Source organism: Aeromonas sp. 604443 (assembly GCF_049170315.1).
Classification (GTDB): Bacteria; Pseudomonadota; Gammaproteobacteria; order Enterobacterales; family Aeromonadaceae; genus Aeromonas; species Aeromonas veronii_A.
In genome coordinates this window covers 1-26386 of the sequence record NZ_JAAKMI010000022.1, presented here as the reverse complement: position 1 = coordinate 26386, position 26386 = coordinate 1, and the positions used below count along the sequence as shown (strand labels likewise).

Genomic DNA, 26386 nt, shown 5'->3' with positions numbered 1-26386 from the left:
TGTTCGTTGTTGCCGTCGGGAATGGCCAGTGTGGAAGGGAATCACCCTTTCTGTTTGGCGGCGATGGCTTGGGCCACCACGGGGTCGACAAACTGGCGGATGTCGCCACCGTGCAGCGCCACCTCTTTCACCAGAGTGGAGGAGATAAAGGAGTTCTCCTCGGCCGGGGTGAGGAAGACGCTTTCCAGCTCAGGCATCAGGCGGCGGTTCATATTGGCCAGCTGAAACTCGTACTCGAAGTCGGAGACGGCGCGCAGGCCGCGGATCAGCACGTTGGCCTGATGCTCTTTGGCGAAATCGACCAGCAGACCGGAGAAGCCCACCACCTTGACGTTGGGAAGCGTGCTGGTCACTTGCTGGACAAGCTGGACACGTTCTGCCAGATCGAACAGAGGTCGCTTGCTCGGGCTGTTGGCGACACCGACCACCACCTCGTCAAACAGCTTGGCGGCGCGGCCGATGAGATCGGCGTGGCCATTGGTAACGGGATCAAACGTCCCGGGATAGATCACCCTGGTAGTCATCTTTGCGGTCCTGCAACCTGGAAATTTGGTCGCATTATAAGGTCGTCGCTTGAGAATAGCAGTGCATCAGGCAAGAATACGCCATCGCGCATCAAGCCTCCCTGCATTGGTGACAGGGAGCAAAGGGATTTTTTATGAAACGTATTCTGGTCGTTCGCAATGACAAGATTGGTGACTTCATGCTGGCGTGGCCGAGTTTCGCCATGCTCAAAGGCTCCATGGAGTGTCATGTGACTGCCCTGGTTCCGGCCTACACGGCCCCGCTGGCCCGGCTCTGCCCCTGGATTGACGAGGTGATCATCGATCCGGGCGTGCGGGCCGACAAGGAGCAACAGCGAGCGCTGCTGGCGCGGATCAAGGCGGCGGCGTTCGACGCGTCCATCTGCCTCTTCTCCAACTCCCGCAACGCCATGCTGGTGTGGAAGGCACACATCCCTTATCGGCTGGCGCCGGCGACCAAGCTGGCGCAGGTGCTCTACAACCAGCGACTGGTGCAGCGTCGCTCCCGTTCCCAGAAGCCGGAGTCCGAGTACAATCTGGAGCTGATCCGCCGCTTCCTGGCCGATCAGCAGGTGGCCGTGGTGGAGCCCAAGACCCCCTTCCTGCAGTTCGATGAGGAGACTCTGCGGCAGGTGCGCGAGCAGCTGGCGCTCAAGCTCAAGCTCGATACCAGTCGCCCCTGGCTGATGGTACATGCCGGTAGCGGCGGTTCGGCCAACAACCTCTCCATCGAGCAGTATGCTCGCATCATCATCAAGCTCAATCAGGCCTGCCCCGAGCTGCAGTGTGTGCTGACCGCAGGCCCGGGCGAGGAGAAGATGGCCGAACAGCTGGCGGCCGAGTTGCTGGCCCACGGTGGCAATGGCTGGATCTACCGCTCCAGCGATGGTCTGCCGATGTTCTGTCAGGTGCTGGCCAACGCAGCCCTGTTTATCGCTGGCAGTACCGGCCCGCTCCATATCGCCGGTGCGCTCGATGTGCCGACTATCGGTTTCTTCCCGATGCGCCGCTCCGCGACTCCGCTGCGCTGGAAGCCCCTCAACAGCGAAGGGCGTCACCTTGCCTTCAGCCCGCCGGAGGATAGCGACCATCCTGAGGATATGAGCCAGCTCGATCCCAAGACCATGGTGCCGGTGATGGCCCGCTGGGCGGCGCCTTTCTGGCGCAAATAACGTATGCAGCAATGTAAACAGGGCCCCGTGGTGCCCTGTTTCGTATGACGGTTATTCCGGCTGCTGCGGCTGCTGGCGCACCCAGAGGTCGGCGTATTTGACGAAGGTGGAGTGGGCGGAGAGGATCGCCAGCAGCAGCCCCTGCTTGCCATCGAGGAAGCCCGCTTTGAGCAGGTACATCTTGAGGAAGCAGCCTACCGCGTGGATCAGCCCCTGACTGAGAGAGCCCTTCTTGCCGCGAGCGGTGCGCTGATCGGCCCAGGCGCGGGCATAACCGGCGGATTTGACCAGATAGTGCTCCAGATCCCGATAGGTGAAGTGGAGCAGGTCGCCGTAGAGGTTGACGATCTTCATGTTGGCGCGCACCTCCACCTTCTCGTGCACCAGCGCCTCGTTGTAGCTGGTGAGCGCCTTGGGGTAGAGGCGCAGCACCCGATCCGGATACCAGCCACTGTGGCGGATAAAGCGGCCAAAGACCCAGGAGAGGCGCGGGATCGAGTAGATGGTATCGCTGGCCGGATTGGCCATCACGTTGGCGATGGCGGTTTTCAGCTCGGGGGTGAGCCGCTCGTCGGCATCCAGCCACAGTACCCAGTCGGATTGCACGTGGGACTGGGCCAGCCGGCGCTGTTTGCCAAAGCCCGGCCACTTGGCGTTGACGAAGAAGCGGGCGCCAAACTCGGCGGCAATGGCCGGGGTCTCGTCCTGACTGCCGGAGTCCAGAATGACGATCTCGTCCACCAGACCGTCGAGGGAGGCGAGGCATTTGCGCAGGTTGTCGGCTTCATTCTTGACGATCAGAACGGCAGCCAGAGTCGGTTTTTTCACGAATGTGGGCTCACGGTTATTGCCCGGCTGGCGGGTCGAATGCGTATTGATGGGCCATTCTAACGGAAAAACGGGTCAAAGAGAGAGCCGCCATTGCCCGTTTCTATCAGCTGTTTGCCTGTCTCGTCTCGTCCGGTTGGAAGATGGGCGCCGCTGGAAAAATGGGGTGACGGCAGCGTCTGCCAAGGATCTTCTGTTATTTATCCAGTCATTCTTGGGGCATAATCTCGCCCAGTGATGATTAACAGTCGGGCCAGTCCCGAGAGAAGACGCGTGATGAAAATATTGGTGATCGGCCCCTCCTGGGTCGGCGATATGGTGATGTCCCAGAGTCTCTACAAGGCGATCAAGGCCAACCATCCCGAGAGCGAACTGCACGTGATGGCCCCCGCCTGGTGCTGCGCCCTGCTGGAGCGGATGCCGGAGGTGGACAAGGCGATCACCATGCCCCTCGGCCACGGTGACTTCAAGCTGGTGGCGCGCCGCCGCCTCGGCAAACAACTGGCGGCCGAGAAGTACGATCAGGCCATCGTCCAGCCCAACTCCATGAAATCGGCGCTGATCCCCTGGTTTGCCCGCATTCCGGTGCGTACCGGCTGGAAAGGGGAGCACCGCTTCGGCTTGCTCAACGATATGCGCAGCAACAAGTCCGCCTTCCCGCTGATGGTGGAGGGCTATCTGGCGCTCGCTTATCCCAAAGCGCAGATGAAGAGTCGGGCCGATATTCCGACCATTCCGCACCCGGCTCTCCACGTCGATTTGATCAACCAGAGCAAGGCGCTGGAGCGGCTGGGACTGGATCGCGCCCGTCCGGTGCTGGTGCTCTGCCCCGGTGCCGAGTTCGGCCCGGCCAAGCGCTGGCCGGAAGGGCACTATGCCGTGGTGGCCCAGCAGCATCTGGACGAGGGATGGCAGGTGTGGATCTTCGGTTCCAACAAGGATGTGCCGGTGGCCAATACCATCCGGGATCGGGTCAATCTGCTGACTCGCCCCAACTGCCACGTGCTGGCGGGCAAGACCAGCCTGCACGAGGCGATCGATCTGATGGCGCTGGCCAGCCGGGTCATCTCCAACGACTCCGGCCTGATGCACATCGCCGCCGCCCTCAACCGGCCGCTGGTGGGCGTCTATGGCTCCACCTCGCCGCTCTACACCCCGCCGCTGGCAGATCGGGTCGAGATCGTTCACACCGACATCGAGTGCCGCCCCTGCTTCAAGCGCACCTGCAAGTTCGGCCATCTCAAGTGCCTGATCGACCTGGCGCCGGAGCAGGTGGTCGATGCCTGCAAGAAGCTGGAGCAGAGTCAGTAAGATGCCCTACCGTCTGCTCTACAACCTGCTGTTCCATCTGGGATTGCCGCTGGCCCTGCTGGCCCTCTACAAGCCGAAAAAAGGCAAGCCCGGTTTTGGCAAGCGCTGGGCCGAGCATCTCGGGCGGCTGCCCGCCACCGGACAGGAGGCGCCGCTCTGGATCCATGCGGTGAGCGTGGGGGAGACGCTGGCCATCACGCCGCTCATTCGTGCCCTCAAGGCGGAGCGGCCCGATCTGCCGATCCTGCTCACCACCACCACCCGCACCGGCGCCGATCAGGCTGCCAAGCTGGGGGATCTGGTGATCCATCGCTACGCGCCGCTCGACTACCCCTGGGCCATTGCCGCCTTTCTCGACACCTTCAAGCCGCGCGCGCTCTGGGTGATGGAGACCGAGTTGTGGCCGAACTGGCTGGCCGCCTGCGAGGCGCGCCACCTGCCGGTGACCATCATCAACGCCCGTCTTTCCGAGCGTTCCTGCCAGCGTTATGCCCGCTTCCACGGCGCCTTCGATGCCCTGAGCCGGCCGCTGACCCATCTGCTCTGTCAGCATCAGGATGACGCAGACCGCTTCGCCCGCCTCGGCATCGAGCGTTCGCGGCTGGCGGTGACCGGCTCCATCAAGTTCGATATCCAGTTTGGTGACGAGGTGCAGGCCAAGGGGCGTGCCCTGCGCCAGCAGCTGGGGGCGGATCGGCCGGTCTGGATCGCCGCCAGCACCCATCAGGGTGAGGACGAGCAGGTGCTGGCCGCCTTCGATCTGCTGCTCAAACGCCATCCCGACGCGCTGCTCATTCTGGTGCCACGCCACCCCGAGCGGTTCGACCGGGTGGCCGAACTGTGTGCCCCTTATGGCTGCGTGCGTCGCACTGATGGTGCTGCGGTGAGTGCGGAGGATAAGGTCTATCTCGGCGATACCATGGGCGAGCTGCCGCTGATGCTGGCGGCGGCCGATGTGGCCTTTGTTGGCGGCAGTCTGGTGAAGATCGGCGGTCACAACCTGCTGGAACCGGCAGCCCTCGGCAAGCCCTGCCTGACGGGGCCCGCCTATTTCAACTTCAGCGACATTACCCGCCAGCTGGTGGCTCAGGGTGGCGCCGCCATCGTGGCCGATGCCGCCGAGCTGGGCGAGCGGGTGAGCCAGCTGTTTGCCGACGAGAGCGCCCGCCGCGAGATGGGCGAGCAGGCCCGCGCCGTGGTGCTGCGCAATCAGGGGGCGCTGGCCCGCACCCTCTCGCACTGCCTCACTGCGCTGGAGAACGACTGAACCCATGACGAGCATCGCACTGGCTCTGGATTTTCAACTGCAAAAGTGCCAAAGCAGCTAACCGTTCCGTTTCAATCCCCATCAAAGAGGCAACCATGTTCAAGGCTCTGTTACTGGAAAACCAAGACGGCAAGACTGTTCCAACCCTGACCCGACTGACCGAGAGCCAGTTGCCGGAAGGTGAAGTGCGGGTAGCGGTCGTTTACAGCTCCATCAACTACAAGGACGGGCTGGCCATTACCGGCAAGGGCAAGATTGTGCGTCAGTGGCCGCTGGTGCCCGGTATCGACTTCGCCGGTACCGTGCTCGAGTCTGCCGACAGCCGCTATAAGCCCGGCGACAAGGTGGTGCTGACCGGTTGGGGCGTGGGCGAAGGGCATTGGGGCGGTATGGCCGAACAGGCGCGGGTCAAGGGGGACTGGCTGGTGCCATTGCCCGCCGGGCTGGATGAACGGCAGGCCATGTGCATCGGTACCGCCGGTCTCACCGCCATGCTCTGCGTGCTGGCGCTGGAAGAGGCGGGCATTACTCCCAAAAGCGGCGAGGTGCTGGTCACCGGTGCGGCAGGCGGTGTGGGGGCCACCTCGGTCGCCCTGCTGGCGGCCCTTGGCTATCAGGTGGCGGCGCTGACCGGTCGTCCCGAAGAGCAGGGCGCCATGCTGACCGCACTGGGTGCCAGCCGCATCGTGCCGCGCAGCGAGCTGCAGGTGCCTGCCAAACCGCTGGAGAAGCAGCTTTGGGCCGCTGCCATCGATACCGTCGGCAGTCAGGTGCTGGCCAAGCTGCTGGCCCAGATGAACTATGGCGGCGCTGTGGCAGCTTGTGGGCTGGCGGGCGGTTTCGATCTGCCGACCAGTGTGATGCCCTTTATCCTGCGCAACGTGCGGTTGCAGGGGGTCGATTCGGTGATGTGCCCGTTTGAACGTCGTCAACTGGCGTGGCAGCGACTGGCACGGGATCTGCCTGCCAGCTTCTTTGAACAGGCGGTCACCGAGATTGGGCTGGAGCAGGTAGTGGAGGCCGCCGAGGCCATCACGCAAGGCCAGATCGCCGGCCGCACCTTGGTCAAACTTTGAACTTCCTCTGACTGGCGAGCCCGACAATTCCGGATAAAATTGGAGTGCGGGTGAACTATCCAAGGAGAGTGAAGATGGGTGGACACAAGCCGGATTACGACTCCTCTGATGATGATTGGGAGCCGGATTCCTGGGAAGAAGAGCTGGATCAGTGGGAAGAAGAAGGCTGGCAGGACGATGATCCCTTCGATGACCCCTTCAACAACCCGTGATCCATAGCATTGAATGAACAGGCGGGCATTGTGCCCGCCTGATTTTTTTGGTGCGCTCACAGGGGGGATGCAAGTTGCTTGTGGTCATCCCCTGGCTGGTCAAGAATGAACAGCTCAAACGACACTCAAGGATGACTATGCGACTTTCCATCATATTGCTGGCGGCCCTGCTGGGGGGCTGTGTCTCCAACGATGACCCTTGCGAGAAGGTGTGGAGCGAAGTGGGGGAGGCTGACGGCAAGCTGGGCTTCACCACCGAACGGGTTGAGTTCCATCAGGGCCAGTGTGGCAAGAAGGTGGATACCGAACTGTGGAAGCAGGGACATCAGAAGGGATTGGCATGGTATTGCCGCCCCGAGCATCTCTATCTGGCTGGCCGCTCAGGCGAGGAGTATCGCGGTGTCTGCCCGAACGATACCCAGGCGCGCAGATTGTTCGAGCAGGGACGACAGGGTTGGACCGATCAATAGTGCACTGACCGTGAGGGGTTACTCCTCTTTCAAGCGGAGTGGCAGGCAGAGGTAACCCTTGTCATTGGCGCTGCGGGCGCACTTGCCGCAGACGAATTTCGGCTTGCGAACAATTTTGCGCAACGCTTTGAGATCAGTGGGGATCTCGTGGCGACGCCACTCACACAGGGTCTTGCTGCCCATAACGACTACCTCTAAGACTCGACGGCCGTATTGTAATCGATTTTCATTTCGAGTGAATCGGTAAAGCTCGCTTATTGGCCGTTATGCCAATAAGCGATTGTTTCGGGAGGGATTACTGGTAGAGGAACTTGGTGAAGATAAGCTCGCGCACCGCTTTCTTGCCAGTCTCTTTGACCAGCAGTTCGTTGACCTTGGTTTCGCACTCCTTGCGCAACTCTTCACGGCTGACCAGGGATTTGATCTGCTCGGCGCTCTTGCTGCCCATCAAACGAATGATGGTATCTCGGATGAGCGGGTCATGCTGCTCCAGCAGCTTGAGGTCGGCTTCGTTTTCCGCCATTAGCTCCACCGTGACTCGGACATAACCGAGGGTTTTGCCGTTGCTCAGGTAGTTGGTGATGATGTCGGGGTCGAGCGCGTGGTAGGAAAAGCCCGGCTTGGCGGCTGCGGCTGCTTCTTCTCCCTCTGCGGGCGGCTCTTCTTCGGATGAGGCTTGTACATGCAGCGCACCACAGCTCAGTAACAACACCAGCAGAATTTTGAAGATCTTCATATAGATGGCTCATCAGCAAGAGATAACCCATTTTTGATGTTGCCATCGGGGCCGTCAAGCACGGATGTTCTTACATTTCGCTATTGATTTACGGATAATAAACCGGATTTTAACCTGAACACGGAAATCTCTGGATGGTGAAGCTGTGAAGTCCGAGTTGACTGTTCCCCTCACGCCGTTAAGCGGGTGGCTGGTTCCCGAATGTTGTGAATTGCCCGCCAGCTTGCGCCCCTGGCTGCTGGAGCCCGGCTCCATGACCCGGCGTCTGCGTCAGCACAATCGCCACTTTTCGGTGGAGTGGCTGGGCAATCACCCGGTCGCCCTTACTGCCGATGAGCAGTGGCTGGTGGATTCGGCCTCGCCGGCCGGTACCTGCCGCGAGGTGATCCTGCACGGGGATCGTGGGCCCGCCGTGCTGGGCTGGACCCTGTTTGCCGATGACGCACTGCAAGGGAGTGGCATTGCCGAGCTTGGCGAGCAGCCGCTGGGTGAGCGGGTATTTGGCCATGAGCCTGCCCGCCGCGATCACCTGCAGCTGGCCCGTTTCGATATTGCCGCCAATCCCCGTTGCCCGGCCGCTACTGTCTGGGGGCGTCGTTCCCGTCTGTTTCTGGGGCAGTGGCCACTGCTGGTGCACGAGCTATTTCTGCCCTCTCTCGTCTGTGACAAGGAGCTGGAGTGAATCTGTTAACCAAGGAGCGGGGACTTGCCTACATGCAGTTGGCCCGCGTCGACAAACCCATAGGCACTCTGCTGCTGCTGTGGCCAACCCTGTGGGCGCTCTGGCTGGCCGCTGGTGGCCTGCCCAATCTCTGGGTGCTGACCGTGTTTGTGGTCGGCGTCTTTCTGATGCGCTCGGCAGGGTGCGTGATCAACGATTATGCGGATCGCAACTTCGACGGCCACGTCAAACGCACCGCCAGTCGCCCCTTGCCCACGGGCAGAGTCAAGCCGTGGGAGGTGTTGGCGCTCTTCTTCGTGCTGGCGCTTATTTCGTTTGGTTTGGTGCTGACCATGAATCCGCTCACCATCGGTCTGTCGTTTGTCGGCCTGCTGCTGGCGGTGAGCTACCCCTTCATGAAGCGCTTTATCTCCAATCCCCAGCTGGTGCTCGGGATGGCCTTCTCCTGGTCGATCCCGATGGCCTATGCGGCGCAGGCGGATGCCCTGCCGCTGGTGGCCTGGTTGCTCTTCTTTGCCAATCTGCTCTGGACGGTGGCTTACGACACCCAGTACGCCATGGTGGATCGGGATGACGACCTCAAGATCGGCCTCAAATCCAGCGCCATCCTGTTTGGTCGTTACGACAAACGGATCATCGGCGCATTGCAACTCTCGACTTTGCTGCTGCTGTTGGCGGTCGGGCAGCTGATGACGCTGGGGGGCTGGTATTACTGGGGATTGCTGGGGGCGGCGGTGCTGTTTGTCTATCAGCAGCGGCTTATTCGTGAGCGGCAGCGAGAAGCCTGCTTCCAGGCGTTTCTCAACAACAACTATGTGGGGGCGCTGGTGTTTGCCGGTCTGGTGCTCGACTACCTGCTGGCGTGACATGTTCCCGCGCAGACTCCGATAAAAATGAAGGCCGCATCATGCGGCCTTCTTTGTTTGCGTTGCAGATCAGAGCTGATTGCCTGCCTGAATGGTGCGGCGGATCTTGTTGCTCAGCAGCGGCACTATATTGTCAGCCAGCGCCTGGAAGCGGCCGAGGTCCGGCTTGCACTCGGGGGAGAGGTAACCCTCTTTGCGCAAGGTGTGGATCAGGGTGCTGAACAGCTTCTGGTCGAAGAACTCGGGGGCGTTGATGCCGTGCAGGGTGCCGAGGCGCTCTGCCATCATCAGTCCATCCGCCTCCAGCTGCTCCGCCTCGATATGGGGCTGGGCCAACACCCGGGTCAGCACGATGGCGTAGCGTTGCAGGGTCTCCTGAATGCTCTCCGCCAGCAGCAGCAGGCGCATCTGGTTGGCCGGATTGACCCAGTAGCCGTCATCGCGGGTCTCGATCAGTTGCTGGGTTTGCAGAGCGTCGAGCAGGCTGTCGACCAGCGCTGGCAGCTCCTCCTCTTCATAACGCAGGAACAGCTCGGTCTTTAGCAGCGGATAGATGTCGATGCAACGGGCCATGATCTCGCTGCGGGAGATCCCTTCGCACCGTTCGATCAGTGCCGCCACCAGAGAGGGCATGGCAAACAAGTGGAGGATGTTGTTGCGGTAGTAGGTCAGCAGGATCGCCTGATAGCGGTCGAGACTGATGATCTGCCCCAGCTTGTCCTCGCTCACCTCGAACTTGTTGAGCTCCATCGCCTGATCCAGCAGGGTCTTGGCATCTTCATCCGGAATGGTGCTCTGCGGGCTGTAAGGAACCGCTTTGAGCAAATCCAGATAGGTGTTGAGCTGGGCCTGCAACTCGTCGCGGGTCAGGGCGTGGCGCTCGGCGGCCAGCAGCGCCAGCGCACTCAGGGTCAGGCCGTTGACCGCAGCAGCGCCGTTGATGCGGGTCATCAGCAGTTCGGCCAGATTGTTGACGGTGCCCGCCATCCACTCCGGACGCTCCTCTTCCCCGATGTGCTTTTTCCAGTCGGGGATGTGTTCGCTCAGGTAGCTGTTGAGAGTCAGCGGCTCGCCGAAGTTGACGAAACCACGGCCGTAGTTGCGCAGCTTGCGCAGGATGCCGAGCACCTGCAGGAAGCTCTCTTTCTCCTTGCGACTCCCCTTGAGCTCGTTGTGGTAGGTGTTCACCTCCATCACGTGCTCGTAGCCCAGATAGACAGGCACCAGAGTGACCGGCCTGTCCAGCCCGCGCATCATCGCCTGCAGGGTCATCGCCAGCATGCCGGTCTTGGGCGGCAGCAGACGGCCGGTACGGGAGCGACCGCCTTCGGTGAAGAACTCTACCGAGTAACCCTTGGCAAACAGCAGGTTGAGGTATTCCCGGAATACCGTGCTGTAGAGCGGGTTGCCCTTGAAGGTGCGGCGAATGAAGAAGGCGCCGCCGTGGCGGAAAATCGGGCCCGCCGGCCAGAAGTTGAGGTTGATGCCTGCCGCGATATGGGGCGGCACCATCCCCTGGTGGTAGATGACGTAGGAGAGCAGCAGGTAGTCCATGTGGCTGCGGTGGCAGGGAACGTAGACGATCTCGTGCCCTTCCTGCGCCAACTGGCGTACCTTCTCGGCGCCATTGACCGACAAACCGCGGTAGAGCTTGTTCCACAGCCAGCCGAGGAAGCTCTCGCCCAGGCGGATCAACCGGTAGGAGAAGTTGGAGGCGATCTCGTCCATGTAGCCATGGGCGCGCTTTTGCGCCTTCTCGAGGCTGATCCCCTCGCGCTGGGCCTCCTCTTCAATCGCCTGCTGGATCACCGCGGAGTCGAGCAACTGCTTGAACAGCAGGTTGCGGTTCGGCAGTTTCGGGCCGGTAGCGGCCAGCTGCTGGCGGCTGAAGTGGGTACGGGCCACTCGTGCCAGCTTGTGGGCGATGGCCTCGTCGGTGCCGTGCTTGTCGGCCATGTAGCGCAGGGAGAGCGGCGGCGAGAAGCGCACCAGATTTTCGCGACCCTTGAGGATCACGATAAGTGCCTTCTTCAGCCGGTTCGGCGCCAGGCTGCTGATGATGTTGAGGCCGGAGGCTTCTTCCCCTTCTCGACCCGGAGCGCGGCCCCAGAACAGGGTGACGGGCACCACCTGGATATCCAGCTCGGGATCCTGCTTGTGCAGATCCAGCAGCTGGTGGAACTCCTGCAGGAAGGGGAGCGGTTTGCTGCGTTTGCCAAACAGGGGAGGCGGACGATCCAGACAGACATAGCGCGGCAGCAGCTGGCCGTTGAGCTCCAGCGGCGTGAAGGGGCCGGGCAGACCGAGATCCTCGCAGCACTGCTGCAGGGTCATCAGGTCGGTGATCGAACTGGTTTTCAGGGCATAGACGATGGGTCTGGCCGGATCCAGATTGAGTTCTGTGATGGGATTTTCCGGCAGGCTCTTGTGATTGACCAAGCCGCTGACCGGCCATTGCAAGATGGCTCTGGAAATCTTCTGTCCTAGGGACATGTGCGTCTGCTCTCCAAAAAAATGCGGCGTGAGCATAGCAAATCGGCGGCCCCTTGTCGCCGAGAGGTACGATGAGTCGGCTGCGCAGGATCAAAACAGTAGTAAATGAGGGGTTGGTCGCGACAAATGTCAGCTGCGCCTTGCCTTGGCCACAGCACTGTATATACTGCCAGTGTGCTGTATAAAAAGACAGGTGCCAATTCTATGAAACCCCTTACCCCCCGCCAGGCCGAAGTGCTGGAGCTGATCAAGGTGAACATGAGCGAGACCGGTATGCCGCCGACTCGTGCCGAGATTGCCCAGAAGCTTGGTTTCAAGTCGGCCAATGCGGCCGAAGAACATCTGAAGGCCCTGGCCAAAAAAGGGGTCATCGAGATCATGCCGGGCACGTCCCGCGGCATTCGCCTGTTGCTCGAAGAGGAAGAGGTGCTGGAAGAGAGCGGCCTGCCGCTCATCGGCAAGGTCGCTGCCGGTGAACCCATCCTGGCGCAGGAGCATATCGAGAGCCACTATCAGGTTGATCCCGCCCTGTTCCATCCGCGCGCAGATTTTCTGCTGCGGGTACAGGGGATGAGTATGAAGAACATCGGCATTCTCGATGGCGATCTGCTGGCGGTGCACAAGACCCAGGAAGTGCGCAACGGTCAGGTGGTGGTCGCCCGTCTCGATGAGGATGTCACCGTCAAGCGCTTCCAGCGCAAGGGCAGTCAGGTATGGCTGCTGCCGGAGAATGAAGAGCTCTCCCCCATCGAGGTGGATCTCTCCTGCCAGCAGCTCACCATCGAAGGGCTGGCGGTCGGGGTGATCCGCAACGCTGACTGGATGTAATCATCCCCGCCAACTGCGTTTGCCACACGGCCTCCTTCGGGAGGCCGTGCTGTTTCTGGCGCACTTTCCCTGTCATATCAAACAGATCATCGGCGGCGGCATTTTTGTCCTGCGCGACCGGCTACCAATCATCCATTTCAGATATATGCTCAGATCAGTGCCCTGTCGCCGAGACAGGCCTTGGCACCTCCCTCTGACCATCGCAATGCGCAGGACGGGAGGGCCGGTAACAACGAGAATCGGGCAGTACACCTTCACGGGATATGAAGGGGGAGTGGGGAGATCCCGAGCCTTGTCGGGCAAAGGGGACCACTTGTAATGGTTGCAGATAGTCGTGACGGGCCTGTTCCCAGTTCAGGCCGACGAAGCAACATGACCTGTCGGTCAAGGAGGACTGGTATGGCATCAAGATCGCCATGGGATTCAGAGGCTGGGGCTGCGCCAGCGGAATCGTCAATCACCCGTTTCGTCAAAGGTAGCCGGATGACCTGGTTTTACGGTCTCTGGCTGCACCATCGTGGTTCGCACTGGACGCTCTGGCTGGGATGTCCGAAAGAGAAGGTGGTGCGTCTGGTATTGCTGTTCAAACGGGGTCACGGCGATCGCCAGGGGGAAGAGGGCTGGCTGGCCCCCGTGATTCCCATCGGCGTGCGGGCCATCGGCAAGATGTTGCAGTAGGGGCGTAACGCTCGCCCCTGAGCAGAAGAGACAAAAAAATCCACCCATAACCGGCACCCGAGGGGGCCGGTTTTTTTATGGCTGAGATTGGCGATTAATTATGCCAAATGGTCGACTCCTGACAGGGCGTTGCACAAGGTTGAACCACCTTGGCGGCTCGCTGGGGTACAATGCCCCCTCTTGTCCGGTCACTGCTGGCCATCTGCCTCGAACTGAAAGGGTCTCTTGTTATGATGAAGCTCCGCTATCCCCTGCTCTTTCTGCTGCTGACAGCCTGCCTGATCCTGGTGTTCTACGCCACGCAGCCAGAGCAGCCGGAACAGGCCGATTATTATCCGGCGGGGCGGGACATCAATGATTTCGCCTTTACCGATGCGGACAACCAGCCGTTCACTCCTGCCAACCTGAAGGGGCACTGGACCTTCCTGTTTGTCGGTTACACCTTCTGCCCCGATATCTGCCCCACCACGCTGACAGATATGCGCTCCGTCTATGACCAGCTGAAGAAGATGGCGCCCGACAGTCAGGTGGTGTTTATCTCGGCGGATCCCCAGCGTGACGATATTCCACGCCTCAAGACCTATACCGCCTTCTTCAATCCCGAATTCAAGGCGGCCACTGCCCCCCACGACAAGCTGTTCCCGTTTGTGCGCAATCTGGGGCTCATCTACTCCATCGCCAATCAGGGGGAGAAGGATTACCTGATCGATCACTCCGCCTCCATCGTGCTCATCAATCCCAAGGGCAAGCTGCAAGCGGTATTCCGCCCACAGGTGGCGCCGGGTCAGGTACCACGGGTGCAGATGGCAACCATGCTCTCTGACTTCTCCCGTATCCTGAAGCTGACAGGCAACTGAGCGTGACCCCAGCTGTTGCCCCCTGGTGGCGAGATCCCTCTCGCCACCGCGCCGTCTTTGCGCTCGCCCTGCCCATGGTTTTCTCCAATATCACCACCCCCTTGCTGGGGCTGGTGGACACCTGGGTGATCGGTCATCTCGGTCAGGCCTGGTTTCTGGGGGGCGTCTCGGTCGGCGCGACCCTGATCAACCTCATCTTCTGGCTGCTCGGCTTTTTGCGGATGTCGACCACCGGCCTGACGGCGCAGGCGCACGGCGCCGCCGACGGTCGTGCCCAGCTTGATACCCTGCTGCGCGGGTTGGGGCTGGCCGTTGCTCTTGGCCTGGCGCTACTGTTGTTGCTCTTCCCCCTGTTGCCACGACTGATCGCCCTGAGTGGCGGCTCGCCCGAGGTGCAGCTCTATGCGGGCCAATATGTGGCGGTACGGATCTGGAGTGCCCCGGCGGCGCTCTGCAATCTGGTGATCATGGGCTGGCTGTTGGGGATGCAGGATGCCCGCAGCCCCATGGTGATGTTGATCCTCACCAATCTGGTCAATATGGCGCTCGATGCTCTGTTTGTGCTGGGGCTCTGCTGGCAGGTGCGGGGTGTGGCGGCGGCCTCGGTCATGGCGGACTACTGCGCGCTGGCAGTCGGTATCTGGCTGGTACGCCGTCAGCTGCGGCAACTGGCACCGACGGTGTGGCAGGATGGCTGGCCGCGCTGGCGACAGCTCGCGCCCATGGTGCGGCTGCTCGGTCTCAACCGCGATATCTTCCTGCGCTCCCTCTGTTTGCAGCTCTGCTTCGCCTTTATGACTCTGCAAGGGGCACGACTGGGGGATGTGGCGGTGGCCGCCAATGCGGTGCTGCTCAACTTCCTGATGCTCATCTCCTACGGACTCGATGGTTTTGCCTATGCGGTGGAGGCCATGGTAGGACGAGCCATCGGTCAGCAGGATCGGCAGAAACTGCGGGAGGCCATCGTGCTCAATCTAGGCTGGGCCGCCCTCATCGCCAGTGGTTTTACCCTGGTGTTTGCCCTCTTTGGTGCCCACCTTATCGGCTATATCACCGACATTCCGGCCGTGGTGGCGGAGGCACATCGTCAGCTTCCCTGGCTGATCGCCATGCCCTTGCTGGCGGTCTGGTGCTTTCTGCTGGATGGCGTGTTCATCGGGGCGACCCGGGCGCGGGAGATGCGCAACAGCATGTTGCTGGCCGCGTTTGGCGGCTTCTTCCCGATTTGGTGGCTCTGTCAGTCGTGGGGCGTGGCCGCGTTATGGGCGGCGATGGCGGCGCTGATGGTGGGGCGCGGTCTGTCGCTGGGGGTCACTTGCTGGCGGCTGGAGCGCAGCGGGCATCTGCTCAACGCCCGCCACTGATCATCGGTGGCGCTTACATGGCACCGTCGTAGCCGAGCTGGCGCCAGCTCTCGTAGACAAAGACAGACACCGCGTTGGAGAGGTTCATGCTGCGGCTCTGGGGCGCCATAGGGATGCGCAGCCGCTGCTCGAACGGCAGACTCTCGATGATCTCGGTGGGCAGGCCGCGACTCTCCGGGCCAAACAGCAGGGCGTCGCCAAGGGCATACTGGGCCGCCGAGTGTGCGGTGCGGCCCTTGGTGGTGCAGGCGAACACCCGCTTGGGCGCCACGGCGGCCAGAAAGGCCTCATAGCTCGGCCAGCGCTTCACCTCGGCAAACTCGTGATAGTCGAGTCCCGCCCGTTTTACCCGCTTGTCATCCCACTCAAATCCCAGCGGCTCGATCAGATGGAGCCGGTAACCGGTATTGGCGCAAAGCCGGATGATATTGCCGGTGTTGGGCGGAATTTCCGGCTGGTAGAGGACGATATCGAGCATGACGAGCTCCTGCAAAGAGGTGTAAAGCCAAGAAGGGGCGCCAGCATACCCAGCGCCCGTCCGGATGAAAAGGATCAGGCGATGGGCAAGCGGATGGTGATGGTCAGCCCGGTGGGGTGATTGTTGCTGGCCGCAATGGTGCCGCCGTGGCGCTGTATTGCCTCCGAGGCGATGGCCAGCCCCAGCCCGGTGCCGCCAGTCTTGGCGTTGCGGGCGTCATCGACCCGGAAGAAGGGCTGGAACAGCAGCGCCTGCTGCTCGTCTGGCACCCCGGGGCCGTCATCCCGAATGGTCATCACCCACTCCAGTCCCTCCCGATACCAGTCCACCTTGATGAACTCGCGGGCATATTTGAGGGCGTTGCGCAGGGGGTTCTCCACGGCCCGGGCCAGCAGCTCGGGCCACATCTGGATCGACTCTGCGGGCAGCGGCGGCAGTCTGAGCTGTTTGCCGCTCTGATTCGCTTCGAACATGGCATCTTCGAGGATGGGTTCCAGCAGGTCGGCCAGCGGATGTACCACCGGCGCCTCCACATGCTGCTGCACTCGCGACAGATCCAGCAGATCGCCGATCAGCTTGTCCAGCCGCCCGATCTCCGATTCGATCCGCGCCAGCTCGGCGCTGTCACCCTGCTTGCGGCGGATCAGCGCCTGCGCTAGTTGCATCCGGGTGAGGGGGCTGCGCAGCTCGTGGGAGATATCGGAAAGCAGCTGTTTCTGCTTCTGGATCATGCTCTTGAGTGTCTCCACCATGCGGCTGACGTTATCCGCCAGCTGGCCGATCTCGTCGCCCCGTCCCAGGTTGGGGATCTGTACCTCCAGATTGCCAGCCGCCAGTTGGGAGACCGACTTCTGCAACTGCAGGATGGGGCGGGTCAGCCGCCAGGCGAGCAGCAGGCAGAGCGGGGTGCTGACCAGCATCGAGATGCCCAGAATGCGGATCGGGTGATCCAGCACCTGTATGAACAGGAACAGGTAGGGGTTCTCGGCATTGAGGCCGAAATAGACGTGATAGCGATGGCCGCGGTGCTCCATCAGGAAGGGACCAGCGATCGCCTTGCGATCCTCGTTGCCCAGCATGGGTTTGGCCGGGTCATCGGCGTCCACCATAAAGCGCACCACAAACTTGCGTGGATGGGTGGTGGACTGGATCTGCCCCCTCTCGTCGCGCAGGTAGACATTGTCCACCGGGAGCATGGCGATCTTGTCCATCGTTTTGGCCAGATCGAAATCCTGATTCGGATCGGCAGCGTTGAGCAGGGCCTGCACATTTTTCTGCATTCGCACCGCCTCATGGGTCGGCAGCGGGATCTGGTTGCGAGGATCCAGAGTGGGCAGGCTGATCACGGCGGCCAGCATCACCAGCAGCATGAACCAGAACCAGAGGAAGATGTGGGTCGATATGCCGTTGAGGGAGCTGGTACTCTTTATTCTTGCTCTAGCCACAGGTAACCGCGCCCCCGTACGGTTTTGAAGCGGGGCTGGCCATCACTGCGGTCCGGCAGCTTCTTGCGCAGGTTGCTCAGGTGCATGTCGATGGCCCGATCGAAGGGCTCCAGCTTCTTGCCAAGCACCTGTTCGGAGAGGTGGCTCTTGCTGACAATCTGGCCGGGATTGCGCAGCAGGCACTCCAGCAGCCCGAATTCGGTGGCGGTCAGCTCCAGCAGTTGTACGCCGCAGCGGGCCTGCTGCAGGCCGGGTTGCAGCACGATATCCATGAAGTGCACTTCGTCGGAGGAGCTGCCACGCTGGGGCGGGGCACTCTGGGTACGGCGCAGGATGGCGCGAACCCGGGCCAGCAGCTCCCGATCGTCGAACGGCTTGGCCAGATAGTCGTCGGCACCCGCTTCCAGACCGTTAACCCGATCCTGGCTGTCGCCACGAGCGGTCAACATCAGCACCGGGGTTTCATGGGTCTTGCGCAGCTTGGTCAGCATGGCAAAGCCGTTGAGTTTGGGCATCATCACGTCCAGCAGCACCAGATCGAAGCCCTGCTCCGCCAGCCGTTGCAGCCCCTCTTCACCATCCTCGGCGACCGTGACCTGAAATCCTTCCAGGGTCAGAATTTCGGTGAGCAGCTGGGTCAATTCAAGATCGTCGTCGACCAGGAGTATTCTGTTCATCGGGTGTTATTCCGCAGATTTTCGCGCCAAACTGACGCCGGGGTCAGGGTATAATAAGTTTTTCATCGCCAGAGGAAAGCCGGTTTTGAGCCATCAACAATATTCCCGTTGGGTTACCTTTGCCAGCATGGCGGCCGTCACGACTGCCACCCTGCTCATCATCGGCAAACTGATCGCCTGGCTGATGACCGACTCGTCGACCCTGCTGGCGTCGCTCACCGACTCTTTTATGGATGTGAGTGCCTCCATCATCAACCTGCTGGCCATTCGCTATGCGCTGGCCCCCGCCGATGATGAACACCGCTTCGGTCACGGCAAGGCGGAGTCTCTGGCGGGGCTGATCCAGTCGGCCTTTATCTCCGGTTCCGCATTGCTGCTGGTGATGCACGGCATCTCCTCCCTGCTCAAACAGGCACCTATTGAACGGTTAGAGGCGGGTCTCTGGGTTAGTGGCGGTTCCATTGTGCTGACCCTTCTGCTGGTCAGTTTCCAGAGTTTCGTTATTCGCAAGACCAACAGCGTGGCCATCAAGGCGGACATGTTGCACTACCGCTCCGATCTGCTGCTCAACGCCGGTGTCTTGCTGGCGCTGGTGCTGGCGGGGCAGGGGTGGTACTGGGCTGACGGCCTGTTTGCCATCCTGATCGGGTTGTTCCTGTTGTGGGGGGCGGGACATATCGGCTACGAGTCGGTGCAGGCCCTGCTCGATCGTCAGTTGCCAGCGGAAGAACAAGCGAGAATAATGGCGCTCTGCTGTGCCGTAGAAGGTGTACACGGCGTACATGACCTGCGCACCCGTCAATCCGGGCCGACCCGATTCGTACAGTTGCATCTGGAACTGGATGATCAGATCCCCCTGGTCAAGGCCCATCAGATCGCCGATGAAGCCGAGCTGGCGGTACGCCAGGCATTCGAGCGGATGGATGTCATCATCCACATGGACCCCATCTCGGTGCTGACAAAAGAACAACAGAGCCCTCACCCAGAACAACAGTAGGCTGCAACATGGATGAACTGGTTGCCAAAACCTGGCACAAAATTCAGCAAGAAGCGGAGTGCATGGCGGCCCAGGAGCCGATGCTGGCCAGCTTCTTCCACTCCACCATTCTAAATCACAAGAATCTGCGTTCGGCCCTCAGCTTCCAGCTGGCCAACAAACTCGACAGCGCCACCATGCCCGCCATCGCTCTGCGCGAGGTGATCGAGCTGGCCCTGCGCAGCGAGCCCGAGTTGCTGACGGTAGTGGCGGCCGACATCTGCGCCGTGCAGGAGCGCGATCCTGCGGTCGATCTCTTCTCCACCCCGCTGCTTTACCTCAAGGGGTTCCATGCCCTGCAGGGCTATCGGGTCGCCAACTGGCTGTGGCGTCAGGGGCGCCGCTCGCTGGCCCTTTATCTGCAAAACCAGATCTCGGTGGTGTTCGGGGTGGATGTGCACCCGGCTGCCCGCATCGGCAAGGGGATCATGTTTGACCACGCCACCGGCATAGTGGTGGGCGAGACGGCGGTGATTGAAGATGATGTCTCCATCCTGCAGAGCGTGACCCTCGGTGGTACCGGCAAGGAGAGCGGCGATCGCCACCCCAAGATCCGCGAAGGGGTGATGATAGGGGCGGGCGCCAAGGTGCTCGGCAATATCGAAGTGGGCGTGGGTGCCAAAATTGGCGCGGGCAGCGTGGTGATCAACCCGGTGCCACCTCATACCACGGTTGCTGGCGTACCCGCCAAGATCGTCGGCCGTCCGGAGTGCGACAAGCCTTCACTGGATATGGATCAGTGTCTCTGATCTCCTGACCGGAGGCGTCGATGGCCAAACGCTGGTCGGGTTATCTGATTTTGGGGATGTGGCTGCTCAACCTGCTTCATCTCTATCTGGGTCTCTCCCCCTGGCCCGCGGCCATTGCAGCCTGGGGGGCGTCACTGCTCACCTGGCCCTGGCTGGTAGGGGCCGCCAGGCGGCAGGCGCTGGCCCTGTATAGTGCCGCCCTGCTGCTGTTGATCTTCTCCTGGTGGCAGGGCGCGACCCTCATTGCCGGTGACTGGCTGCTGCCCAATATCAATATGCTCACCATGTTTGCCGCGGTGAGCACCCTCAACCTTGCCACTTCCGGCTTGCTGACCGGCACCACCTCCTGGACCGGGCGCAAGGGGCTGTGGAGCACCATGGCCAGCCTCAATCTGCTGGGGGCGGTCATCAATCTCTCGGTGCTCTTTATCATCGGCGATCGGCTGGAGCGTAATGGCACCCTGGAGCGGCGTCAGGTGATGGTGCTGAGCCGGATTTTCTGTGCCGCCGCCTTCTGGTCACCCTTCTTTGTCGCCATGGCGGTGGCGCTCACCTATGCGCCGGGCTTGCAGCTCTCCCATATTCTGCCGCTCGGGATCCTCGCCGCCTTGCTGGCGATGGGGCTGACTGCCTGGCAGGTGGAGAGGATCGGAGTGGCCGACTTTGCCGGTTATCCGCTGCGGTTGCAGACACTGGGGTTGCCGGTCACGCTGGCGTTGCTGGTACTGCTCATCAAGCAGATCTGGCCCCAGCTCGGCATTCTGGCGGTGATCGCACTGGTGGCCCCGCTGCTGGCGCTGCTCTTTATGCCGAGGGCCGGGCGCAAGGCGGCCCTCAAGCGGCAGGTGGTGGAGCGTTTCCCCGCCATCGGCGGTCAGCTGGTGCTGTTTCTGGGGGCCGGTTTGTTGGCGGCAGGCATCAACAGTGCGCTGTCGGTCATCGATTTCGGTGCCGGTCACGGCCTGCCGCTGTTCAACCACTTTGGCTGGCTGGAGGCATCCCTCACTCTGCTGCTGATCCTGCTGGTGGCCATCGTCGGGGTACATCCGCTCATCAGTATCTCCGGGCTGGCGCCACTGCTCTGGCCGCTGGCGCCGGATCCCAGCCTGCTCGGTATGTGTTTCCTGCTGGGATGGGGGCTTGCCACCGGCACCAGTCCGCTCTCCGGATCCAATCTGGCGCTGGCCTCCCGTTACAACCTCAGTGCCGGGCTGATCCTGCGCTGGAACCTGCTTTACGGCCTGCTGATGTATGTGGTCGCCTGTCTGTTGCTGGGGGCTTATATCGCCTTGCATGGATAGCGACCGTGCCATCAGGATGGCATCAATGATGCGTTGGTAGCGGCGCTTTTTAGGTACGGTTTAGAGTGTTGTCGCGGCTCGGGCGCAGGATGCGAGAAAAATAGACGCATATTTAGACAATACATCTATGGAAGGCGCATTTTACAGCGCACTGGCTTGTTTGTGCCGATAGGCTCGGGGTATGCTGGCTCCACGCGCTTGAATCGCCCTCTGTGGGGCATCGCAATTGAACAAACAGGTATGCATATGTCACTAGAAGTCCTTGAGCAACTCGAATCTAAAGTACAATCCGCTGTCGACAACATCTCCCTGCTGAAGATGGAGCTGGACGAGCTGAAAGAACAGAACAGCAAGCTGCAAGACGAGAACCATCAGCTGCGTAACGAGCACACTGCATGGCAGGAGCGTCTGCGTGCTCTGCTGGGCAAGATGGATCAGATGGGCGAAACCATCTAATTCATCGCCTTCAGGCAGAATTGAAAACGGGCCGCTACATGAGCGGCCCGTCTGTTTTTGGCAGGGCGGGGATTACAGCGTCAGCAGCTGCTTGACTGTCTTCTCGATGCCGTCTGCAGCTTCCACTATGTTGCTGGCCAACATGTAGGCGGGGGTGGAGATCACCTTGCGCTCCTGATCCACTACGAACTCGTTGACCGGGCAGTTGAGATGGCTGCCGCCCATCGCCTCGATGGCGTTGGCGGTAGTCTCGTCATGGCCGATGGTCGCCAGCGTCCCGGCACCATAGATCAGCGGGATCATGGCGGGCGCGATGCAGATATAGGCGGCCGGTTTGTTGGCGTTGGCAAAGCTCTGGCACGCTTTCAGCACATCGGGCTGGATCTGGCACTCGGCCCCCTTGATAGCGAAGTCGCACAGGTTCTTGGCAGCGCCAAAGCCGCCGGGCACCAGCAGCGCGTCGTAATCGGCCGCATCCAGCTCGGCCACATCCTTTATCTGGCCACGGCAGATGCGGGCCGCTTCGACCAGCACATTGCGGCTCTCTCCCTCGCTCACTTCACCGGTCAGGTGGTTGATGACATGGAGCTGCGCCACGTTCGGGGCGAAGCACTGGACGGCGGCTCCCTGACGGGCCAGCGCCAGCAGGCTGATGACGGCCTCATGGATTTCGGCCCCGTCAAAGACACCGCAGCCACTCAAAATCACGGCCACTTTTTTCATGGCAAACTCCTCGTTGTTGAAAATGTGAGCCAGGATGGATTGTTGTACTTTTGTATGGTTATCGCTCGCCCTCCGCTGGTCAAGTCATCTTGCTGTGCTAGGATTGTTTCGTTTTGGATCCTGCCGTACCTACTCCCTTAAATCTTTTTCCACATTGATCGAGATCATTCTAACTGTCTCACGATCGGTTTTTACGATCTCAATGCATTGTTTTTAATGAGTTTTTATATTCTTATGCACAGTTTTATCACTGTGCGTCCTGATGCGCCCCATTTTTGAACACAGAGTTATCCACAGACTGAGTTCCTTTATCAGGCGCTGTGTGCTGTTGCTGCGCCCCTTGGTGTGAGGGGGGCCCTGTGGCATCCTAGCGGCTGTTTATCTCTGGCAGGACGATTTCATGGCCCCTAGCAATCCCCTTATTCTGGTCGACGGCTCCTCTTATCTTTACCGCGCCTTCTTCGCCTCCCAGCAGGCCGATCTGCGCACATCGACCGGTTTGCCGAGCGGCGCCGTCCGTGTCATGGCCAACATGATGCGCAGCCTGCGCAAGCAATATCCTGACTGTCATGTGGCCGTGGTGTTTGATGCCAAGGGCAAGACCTTCCGCGACGACATCTATCCCGAGTACAAGGCGACCCGCGCCAGCATGCCGGACGATCTGCGTAGCCAGGTCGCCCCGATCCACCAGATGATCAAGGCGATGGGCTTCCCCTTCCTGATGGTGGAAGGGGTGGAGGCCGACGACGTGATCGGCACCCTGGCCCGTCAGGCGACCGAGAAGCAGCTGCCGGTGCTGATCAGCACAGGTGACAAGGACATGGCGCAGCTGGTCTCCGACCATGTCACCCTGATCGACACCATGAAAGATGTGAAGACCGATCGGGAAGGGGTGATCGAGAAGTTCGGCGTACCGCCCGAGCTCATCATCGACTATCTGGCCCTGATGGGGGACAAGGTCGACAACATTCCCGGCATGACCGGCGTTGGTGAAAAGACTGCACTTGCCCTGCTGCAGGGGATCGGCAGCATCGACGAGATTGCCGCCAACCTCGACAAGGTAGCTGCGCTCGGCTTCCGTGGCTCCAAGGCGTTCGCCGACAAGTTCCGCGAGCAGGAGGAGCAGGTTCGTCTCTCCTATCGACTGGCGACCATCAAGACTGACGTCGAACTGGAACAGAGTCTGGAAGAGCTGTTGCTCAAGCCTGTCGACAAGGAGTCCCTGCTGGCGGTCTATCGCGAATACGAGCTGCGCAACCTGATCAAGGAGCTGGAGTCCGGTGGTGAAGAGGGCAGCGAGAGCGCCGGACAAGACGAGGCTGGCGATGAGAGCGCTGCTCCGGTTGCCGCCATCGAAACCGACTACCGCTGCATTCTGGACGAAGCCGAGTTTGACGGCTGGCTGGAACAGTTGAAATCGGCACCGCTGTTTGCCTTCGATACCGAAACCACCAGTCTCGACTATATGGAGGCACGGATTGTTGGCGTCTCCTTCGCGGTTGAGCCGGGCAAGGCTGCTTATGTGCCGTTTGGCCACGACTATCTGGGGGCCCCGGTACAGCTGAGCGAGGCCGTGGTGCTGGGCAAGCTCAAGCCGCTGCTGGAAGATCCGACCCGTCTCAAGGTGGGGCAGAACCTCAAGTACGATCGCAACGTGCTGCTCAACCACGACATCGACCTGCAGGGCATTGCCTACGACACCATGCTCGAGTCCTATGTGCTCAACTCTACCGCCAGCCGTCACGACATGGATTCGCTGGCCAAGCGTTATCTCGGAGTCGAGACCATCTCGTTTGAAGATATCGCAGGCAAAGGGGTGAAACAGCTCACCTTCAACCAGATCGAGCTAGAGCAGGCGGCCCCCTATGCGGCGGAAGATGCCGACATCACCCTGCGTCTGCACCAGACCCTGTGGGGTCAGCTGGAGGCCGTGCCGGGTCTCGCCAAGGTATTCAGTGAGATCGAGCTGCCGCTGCTGCCGGTATTGGCGCGGATGGAGTTGCTCGGCACCACCATCGATCCCAAGTTGCTGCACCAGCAGAGTCAGGAGATAGAGCTGCGGTTGGCGGAGCTGGAGAAGCAGGCTCATGAGCTGGCCGGACAGGAGTTCAACCTCTCCTCGCCCAAGCAGTTGGGGGAGATCCTTTTCACCAAGCTGGGCCTGCCGATCATCAAAAAGACGCCGAAGGGTGCACCGTCCACCGCAGAAGAGGTGCTGGCCGAGCTGGCGGAGACCTACGAGCTGCCGCAACTGCTGATGGAACATCGCGGTCTGGCCAAGCTCAAGTCCACCTACACCGACAAGTTGCCGCTGATGATCAAGCCGCAGACCGGGCGGGTACACACCTCCTATCATCAGGCGGTAGCGGCTACGGGCCGTTTGTCATCGTCTGATCCCAACCTGCAGAACATCCCGGTGCGCAATGAGCAAGGGCGCCGGATCCGTCAGGCCTTTATTCCGAGCGCCGGTTACAAGCTGGTGGCGGCGGACTACTCCCAGATCGAGCTGCGTATCATGGCGCACCTTTCCGGTGACAAGGGGCTGCTGACCGCCTTTGCCGAGGGCAAGGACATCCACAAGGCGACCGCCGCCGAGGTGTTTGGCGTAGAGCTTGATGCGGTGACCAGCGACATGCGCCGCAGCGCCAAGGCGATCAACTTTGGCCTTATCTACGGCATGAGTGCCTTCGGTTTGGCCAAGCAGCTGGGGATCGGTCGTGCCGAAGCGCAGAAGTACATGGACCTCTACTTCGAACGCTACCCGGGCGTGCTGGAGTATATGGAGCGCACCCGCCTGCAGGCGGAAGCCCAGGGATATGTCGAGACCCTGTTTGGTCGTCGCCTCTATCTGCCGGATATCAAGTCCCGCAACGCCGGTCTGCGCAAGGCCGCCGAACGGGCCGCCATCAATGCCCCTATGCAGGGTACGGCCGCCGACATCATCAAGCGTGCCATGATCAACGTGGATGGCTGGATCCGCGGGATTGAAGATGAGTCGATCCGCATGCTGATGCAGGTACACGATGAACTGGTGTTCGAGATCTGCGAAGAGAAGCTGGAGGATTACATCGCCATCATCAAGGAGAAGATGTCTGCCGCAGCCGAACTGGATGTGCCGCTGGTGGTGGAGGTGGGCACCGGTGACAACTGGGATCAGGCCCACTGATCTTCGGTCAGCCGTTTTGCACGGTTATATAGCTATATAAGAAGCGAAGCCCGGCATTATGCCGGGCTTCCTGCTTTTGCCAGCCCTATCAGGTTTCTTGCAGATACTCATCCTTGAGCAGGACATAGTTGTCGGCCGAGGTCTTGAGGAAGGCGACCTCGGCGGGTTTGAGCGGACGAGCCTGTTTGACGGGATTCCCTATATATAGAAAGCCCGATTCGAGTCGCTTGCCCGGTGGCACCAGTGAACCTGCGCCGATCATCACATCATCTTCAACCACGACGCCATCAAGCAGAATGGCACCCATACCGACCAGCACCCGGTTGCCGATGGTGCAGCCGTGCAGCATCGCCTTGTGACCCACAGTGACATCTTCACCGATCAGCAGTGGATAGCCGGTCGTATTGCTGGCGCTCTTGCGAGTCAGGTGCAGTACGGTGCCGTCCTGAATATTGCTGCGGGCGCCGATACGGATATGGTTCACATCCCCCCGTGCCGCCACCATGGGCCAGATGCTGGCATCGTCACCCAGCTCGATATCGCCCACCAGGGTGGCGCAGGGGTCTACATATACTCGCTTGCCCAGTTGTGGGCGTTTTCCTTTGTAGGGTCTCAGTCGCAAGTCCATCTTGGCCTCCTTGTTTTCGGCCATTCTAACAATCTGAAGGCGGTTTCTGTGGATAAGTTTGTATAAAAGCTGTGGTTGGAGATGAATAACTAAAAAAGAGCAGTTTTTTGCAATTTTATTGCAGGAGAGGGGTTGCCAGAACGAATTCACTCCCTATAATGCGCCTCCATCGACACGGCAAGCGGCAACGCAAACAGCCGAGTCGATAACCTCGAAAAGCCTTTGCAAATAAGGCTTGACTCGAGAAGGCGGTTGAGTAGAATGCCACTCCCGCAGCAGCAAAAGCTGCGTCGCTCTTTAACAATTTGAATCAAGCAATCTGTGTGGGCACTCACAGCATCGAGCATCAAAAACAATTTTTGA

28 protein-coding genes are annotated in these 26386 nt (G+C 60.6%); 17 read left to right on the top strand and 11 right to left on the bottom strand.

The window, feature by feature from the left end; genetic code table 11:
* Window positions 1-41: 41 nt before the first annotated feature.
* Window positions 42-524, bottom strand: coding sequence for a pantetheine-phosphate adenylyltransferase (gene coaD / locus G5380_RS20005; RefSeq protein ID WP_040069411.1), 483 nt, complete (start codon window positions 522-524; stop codon window positions 42-44).
* A gap of 134 nt (window positions 525-658) precedes the next feature.
* On the opposite strand from coaD, the gene G5380_RS20000 reads away from it, so the two are divergent.
* Window positions 659-1696, top strand: coding sequence for a glycosyltransferase family 9 protein (locus G5380_RS20000; RefSeq protein ID WP_213388211.1), 1038 nt, complete (start codon window positions 659-661; stop codon window positions 1694-1696).
* Between the two features lie 51 nt (window positions 1697-1747).
* Here G5380_RS20000 and G5380_RS19995 read toward each other — a convergent pair whose 3' ends face one another.
* Complete coding sequence (locus G5380_RS19995) at window positions 1748-2524, bottom strand: glycosyltransferase family 2 protein (RefSeq protein ID WP_040069408.1); 777 nt, start codon at window positions 2522-2524, stop codon at window positions 1748-1750.
* A 276-nt stretch (window positions 2525-2800) separates the two neighbouring features.
* On the opposite strand from G5380_RS19995, the gene waaF reads away from it, so the two are divergent.
* The 5 genes from waaF to G5380_RS19970 all read left to right on the top strand — a co-directional run bounded on the left by waaF (window position 2801) and on the right by G5380_RS19970 (window position 6860).
* On the top strand, window positions 2801-3835 hold the full coding sequence (gene waaF / locus G5380_RS19990) for a lipopolysaccharide heptosyltransferase II (RefSeq protein WP_104016839.1): 1035 nt from the start codon (window positions 2801-2803) through the stop codon (window positions 3833-3835).
* A gap of 1 nt (window position 3836) precedes the next feature.
* On the top strand, window positions 3837-5102 hold the full coding sequence (gene waaA / locus G5380_RS19985; RefSeq protein WP_421353068.1) for a lipid IV(A) 3-deoxy-D-manno-octulosonic acid transferase: 1266 nt from the start codon (window positions 3837-3839) through the stop codon (window positions 5100-5102).
* Window positions 5103-5197: 95 nt separating this feature from the next.
* The gene (locus G5380_RS19980; RefSeq protein WP_421353067.1) at window positions 5198-6178 is read left to right on the top strand and encodes an MDR family oxidoreductase; all 981 of its coding nucleotides are present in this window, start codon (window positions 5198-5200) and stop codon (window positions 6176-6178) included.
* Window positions 6179-6252: 74 nt separating this feature from the next.
* Window positions 6253-6390, top strand: coding sequence for a hypothetical protein (locus G5380_RS19975; protein WP_216952376.1), 138 nt, complete (start codon window positions 6253-6255; stop codon window positions 6388-6390).
* 137 nt (window positions 6391-6527) lie between these two features.
* Window positions 6528-6860 carry a DUF2799 domain-containing protein gene (locus G5380_RS19970; RefSeq protein ID WP_216952374.1) on the top strand — a complete coding sequence of 111 codons (333 nt, stop codon included), beginning with the start codon at window positions 6528-6530 and terminating at the stop codon, window positions 6858-6860.
* Window positions 6861-6878: 18 nt separating this feature from the next.
* Here G5380_RS19970 and G5380_RS19965 read toward each other — a convergent pair whose 3' ends face one another.
* Both G5380_RS19965 and G5380_RS19960 read right to left on the bottom strand, forming a co-directional pair.
* Window positions 6879-7043: a hypothetical protein gene (locus tag G5380_RS19965; protein WP_216952372.1), complete on the bottom strand. Its 165-nt coding sequence runs from the start codon at window positions 7041-7043 to the stop codon at window positions 6879-6881.
* A gap of 112 nt (window positions 7044-7155) precedes the next feature.
* Window positions 7156-7596, bottom strand: coding sequence for a flagellar basal body-associated FliL family protein (locus G5380_RS19960; protein ID WP_216952370.1), 441 nt, complete (start codon window positions 7594-7596; stop codon window positions 7156-7158).
* A gap of 145 nt (window positions 7597-7741) precedes the next feature.
* On the opposite strand from G5380_RS19960, the gene G5380_RS19955 reads away from it, so the two are divergent.
* Window positions 7742-8278: a chorismate--pyruvate lyase family protein gene (locus G5380_RS19955; RefSeq protein ID WP_120415859.1), complete on the top strand. Its 537-nt coding sequence runs from the start codon at window positions 7742-7744 to the stop codon at window positions 8276-8278.
* On the top strand, window positions 8275-9144 hold the full coding sequence (ubiA, locus tag G5380_RS19950) for a 4-hydroxybenzoate octaprenyltransferase (RefSeq protein ID WP_421353066.1): 870 nt from the start codon (window positions 8275-8277) through the stop codon (window positions 9142-9144). Before G5380_RS19955 ends, ubiA begins: the two co-directional genes overlap by 4 nt.
* A gap of 69 nt (window positions 9145-9213) precedes the next feature.
* Here the strand turns inward: ubiA and plsB are convergent, their stop codons facing one another.
* The gene (gene plsB, locus G5380_RS19945) at window positions 9214-11637 is read right to left on the bottom strand and encodes a glycerol-3-phosphate 1-O-acyltransferase PlsB (protein WP_019446525.1); all 2424 of its coding nucleotides are present in this window, start codon (window positions 11635-11637) and stop codon (window positions 9214-9216) included.
* Window positions 11638-11841: 204 nt separating this feature from the next.
* On the opposite strand from plsB, the gene lexA reads away from it, so the two are divergent.
* The 4 genes from lexA (at window position 11842) to dinF (ending at window position 15364) form a co-directional block, all read left to right on the top strand.
* A complete protein-coding gene (gene lexA / locus G5380_RS19940) occupies window positions 11842-12465 on the top strand; it encodes a transcriptional repressor LexA (protein WP_005339540.1) in 624 nt (207 codons plus the stop codon).
* Window positions 12466-12948: 483 nt separating this feature from the next.
* A complete protein-coding gene (locus G5380_RS19935) occupies window positions 12949-13143 on the top strand; it encodes a hypothetical protein (protein ID WP_421353065.1) in 195 nt (64 codons plus the stop codon).
* A 230-nt stretch (window positions 13144-13373) separates the two neighbouring features.
* The gene (locus G5380_RS19930) at window positions 13374-14000 is read left to right on the top strand and encodes an SCO family protein (RefSeq protein ID WP_421353064.1); all 627 of its coding nucleotides are present in this window, start codon (window positions 13374-13376) and stop codon (window positions 13998-14000) included.
* 2 nt (window positions 14001-14002) lie between these two features.
* Window positions 14003-15364: an MATE family efflux transporter DinF gene (gene dinF / locus G5380_RS19925; RefSeq protein WP_421353063.1), complete on the top strand. Its 1362-nt coding sequence runs from the start codon at window positions 14003-14005 to the stop codon at window positions 15362-15364.
* Window positions 15365-15377: 13 nt separating this feature from the next.
* Here the strand turns inward: dinF and trmL are convergent, their stop codons facing one another.
* From trmL to G5380_RS19910, 3 genes are all read right to left on the bottom strand, one after another.
* Window positions 15378-15842 carry a tRNA (uridine(34)/cytosine(34)/5-carboxymethylaminomethyluridine(34)-2'-O)-methyltransferase TrmL gene (gene trmL, locus G5380_RS19920; protein WP_421353062.1) on the bottom strand — a complete coding sequence of 155 codons (465 nt, stop codon included), beginning with the start codon at window positions 15840-15842 and terminating at the stop codon, window positions 15378-15380.
* Between the two features lie 74 nt (window positions 15843-15916).
* A complete protein-coding gene (locus tag G5380_RS19915) occupies window positions 15917-17287 on the bottom strand; it encodes an ATP-binding protein (RefSeq protein ID WP_410170594.1) in 1371 nt (456 codons plus the stop codon).
* Window positions 17269-17964 (bottom strand): response regulator, encoded by a 696-nt coding sequence (locus tag G5380_RS19910; RefSeq protein WP_216952361.1) that lies wholly within the window; start codon window positions 17962-17964, stop codon window positions 17269-17271. The genes G5380_RS19915 and G5380_RS19910 overlap by 19 nt, the downstream gene beginning before the upstream one ends.
* Before the next feature lie 85 nt (window positions 17965-18049).
* On the opposite strand from G5380_RS19910, the gene G5380_RS19905 reads away from it, so the two are divergent.
* The 4 genes from G5380_RS19905 (at window position 18050) to G5380_RS19890 (ending at window position 21506) form a co-directional block, all read left to right on the top strand.
* Entirely contained in the window at window positions 18050-18961 is a 912-nt protein-coding gene (locus G5380_RS19905) for a cation diffusion facilitator family transporter (RefSeq protein ID WP_216952360.1), read from the top strand.
* An 8-nt stretch (window positions 18962-18969) separates the two neighbouring features.
* Window positions 18970-19749: a serine O-acetyltransferase gene (gene cysE, locus G5380_RS19900; RefSeq protein ID WP_005339552.1), complete on the top strand. Its 780-nt coding sequence runs from the start codon at window positions 18970-18972 to the stop codon at window positions 19747-19749.
* Between the two features lie 20 nt (window positions 19750-19769).
* Entirely contained in the window at window positions 19770-21050 is a 1281-nt protein-coding gene (locus G5380_RS19895; RefSeq protein WP_421207252.1) for a hypothetical protein, read from the top strand.
* A gap of 246 nt (window positions 21051-21296) precedes the next feature.
* Window positions 21297-21506 carry a cell division protein ZapB gene (locus tag G5380_RS19890; RefSeq protein WP_005339554.1) on the top strand — a complete coding sequence of 70 codons (210 nt, stop codon included), beginning with the start codon at window positions 21297-21299 and terminating at the stop codon, window positions 21504-21506.
* A 72-nt stretch (window positions 21507-21578) separates the two neighbouring features.
* Here the strand turns inward: G5380_RS19890 and elbB are convergent, their stop codons facing one another.
* Window positions 21579-22229, bottom strand: coding sequence for an isoprenoid biosynthesis glyoxalase ElbB (gene elbB, locus G5380_RS19885; RefSeq protein ID WP_421353061.1), 651 nt, complete (start codon window positions 22227-22229; stop codon window positions 21579-21581).
* Window positions 22230-22629: 400 nt separating this feature from the next.
* Here elbB and polA point away from each other — a divergent pair, with 400 nt between their 5' ends.
* A complete protein-coding gene (polA, locus tag G5380_RS19880) occupies window positions 22630-25395 on the top strand; it encodes a DNA polymerase I (protein ID WP_421353060.1) in 2766 nt (921 codons plus the stop codon).
* 88 nt (window positions 25396-25483) lie between these two features.
* On the opposite strand, the gene G5380_RS19875 is transcribed toward polA, so the two are convergent.
* Both G5380_RS19875 and G5380_RS19870 read right to left on the bottom strand, forming a co-directional pair.
* A complete protein-coding gene (locus G5380_RS19875; RefSeq protein WP_421210204.1) occupies window positions 25484-26023 on the bottom strand; it encodes a gamma carbonic anhydrase family protein in 540 nt (179 codons plus the stop codon).
* Window positions 26024-26169: 146 nt separating this feature from the next.
* Window positions 26170-26386, bottom strand: a 217-nt coding sequence (locus G5380_RS19870) for a hypothetical protein (RefSeq protein WP_421210203.1), incomplete at its 5' end; no start/stop codon positions are given.

Excerpts from the sequence above, each read along its gene's own strand:
- G5380_RS19960 (WP_216952370.1), bottom strand. The coding sequence starts at position 7,596 with ATGAAGATCTTCAAAATTCTGCTGGTGTTGTTACTGAGCTGTGGTGCG.
- G5380_RS19965 (WP_216952372.1), bottom strand. The coding sequence starts at position 7,043 with ATGGGCAGCAAGACCCTGTGTGAGTGGCGTCGCCACGAGATCCCCACT.
- G5380_RS19935 (WP_421353065.1), top strand. The coding sequence starts at position 12,949 with ATGACCTGGTTTTACGGTCTCTGGCTGCACCATCGTGGTTCGCACTGG.
- G5380_RS19975 (WP_216952376.1), top strand. The coding sequence starts at position 6,253 with ATGGGTGGACACAAGCCGGATTACGACTCCTCTGATGATGATTGGGAG.
- G5380_RS19980 (WP_421353067.1), top strand. The coding sequence starts at position 5,198 with ATGTTCAAGGCTCTGTTACTGGAAAACCAAGACGGCAAGACTGTTCCA.
- waaF (WP_104016839.1), top strand. The coding sequence starts at position 2,801 with ATGAAAATATTGGTGATCGGCCCCTCCTGGGTCGGCGATATGGTGATG.
- elbB (WP_421353061.1), bottom strand. The coding sequence starts at position 22,229 with ATGAAAAAAGTGGCCGTGATTTTGAGTGGCTGCGGTGTCTTTGACGGG.
- G5380_RS19895 (WP_421207252.1), top strand. The coding sequence starts at position 19,770 with ATGGCCAAACGCTGGTCGGGTTATCTGATTTTGGGGATGTGGCTGCTC.
- G5380_RS19875 (WP_421210204.1), bottom strand. The coding sequence starts at position 26,023 with ATGGACTTGCGACTGAGACCCTACAAAGGAAAACGCCCACAACTGGGC.
- G5380_RS20000 (WP_213388211.1), top strand. The coding sequence starts at position 659 with ATGAAACGTATTCTGGTCGTTCGCAATGACAAGATTGGTGACTTCATG.
- G5380_RS19930 (WP_421353064.1), top strand. The coding sequence starts at position 13,374 with ATGATGAAGCTCCGCTATCCCCTGCTCTTTCTGCTGCTGACAGCCTGC.
- coaD (WP_040069411.1), bottom strand. The coding sequence starts at position 524 with ATGACTACCAGGGTGATCTATCCCGGGACGTTTGATCCCGTTACCAAT.
- cysE (WP_005339552.1), top strand. The coding sequence starts at position 18,970 with ATGGATGAACTGGTTGCCAAAACCTGGCACAAAATTCAGCAAGAAGCG.
- G5380_RS19910 (WP_216952361.1), bottom strand. The coding sequence starts at position 17,964 with ATGAACAGAATACTCCTGGTCGACGACGATCTTGAATTGACCCAGCTG.
- lexA (WP_005339540.1), top strand. The coding sequence starts at position 11,842 with ATGAAACCCCTTACCCCCCGCCAGGCCGAAGTGCTGGAGCTGATCAAG.
- waaA (WP_421353068.1), top strand. The coding sequence starts at position 3,837 with ATGCCCTACCGTCTGCTCTACAACCTGCTGTTCCATCTGGGATTGCCG.
- plsB (WP_019446525.1), bottom strand. The coding sequence starts at position 11,637 with ATGTCCCTAGGACAGAAGATTTCCAGAGCCATCTTGCAATGGCCGGTC.
- trmL (WP_421353062.1), bottom strand. The coding sequence starts at position 15,842 with ATGCTCGATATCGTCCTCTACCAGCCGGAAATTCCGCCCAACACCGGC.
- G5380_RS19890 (WP_005339554.1), top strand. The coding sequence starts at position 21,297 with ATGTCACTAGAAGTCCTTGAGCAACTCGAATCTAAAGTACAATCCGCT.
- polA (WP_421353060.1), top strand. The coding sequence starts at position 22,630 with ATGGCCCCTAGCAATCCCCTTATTCTGGTCGACGGCTCCTCTTATCTT.
- G5380_RS19970 (WP_216952374.1), top strand. The coding sequence starts at position 6,528 with ATGCGACTTTCCATCATATTGCTGGCGGCCCTGCTGGGGGGCTGTGTC.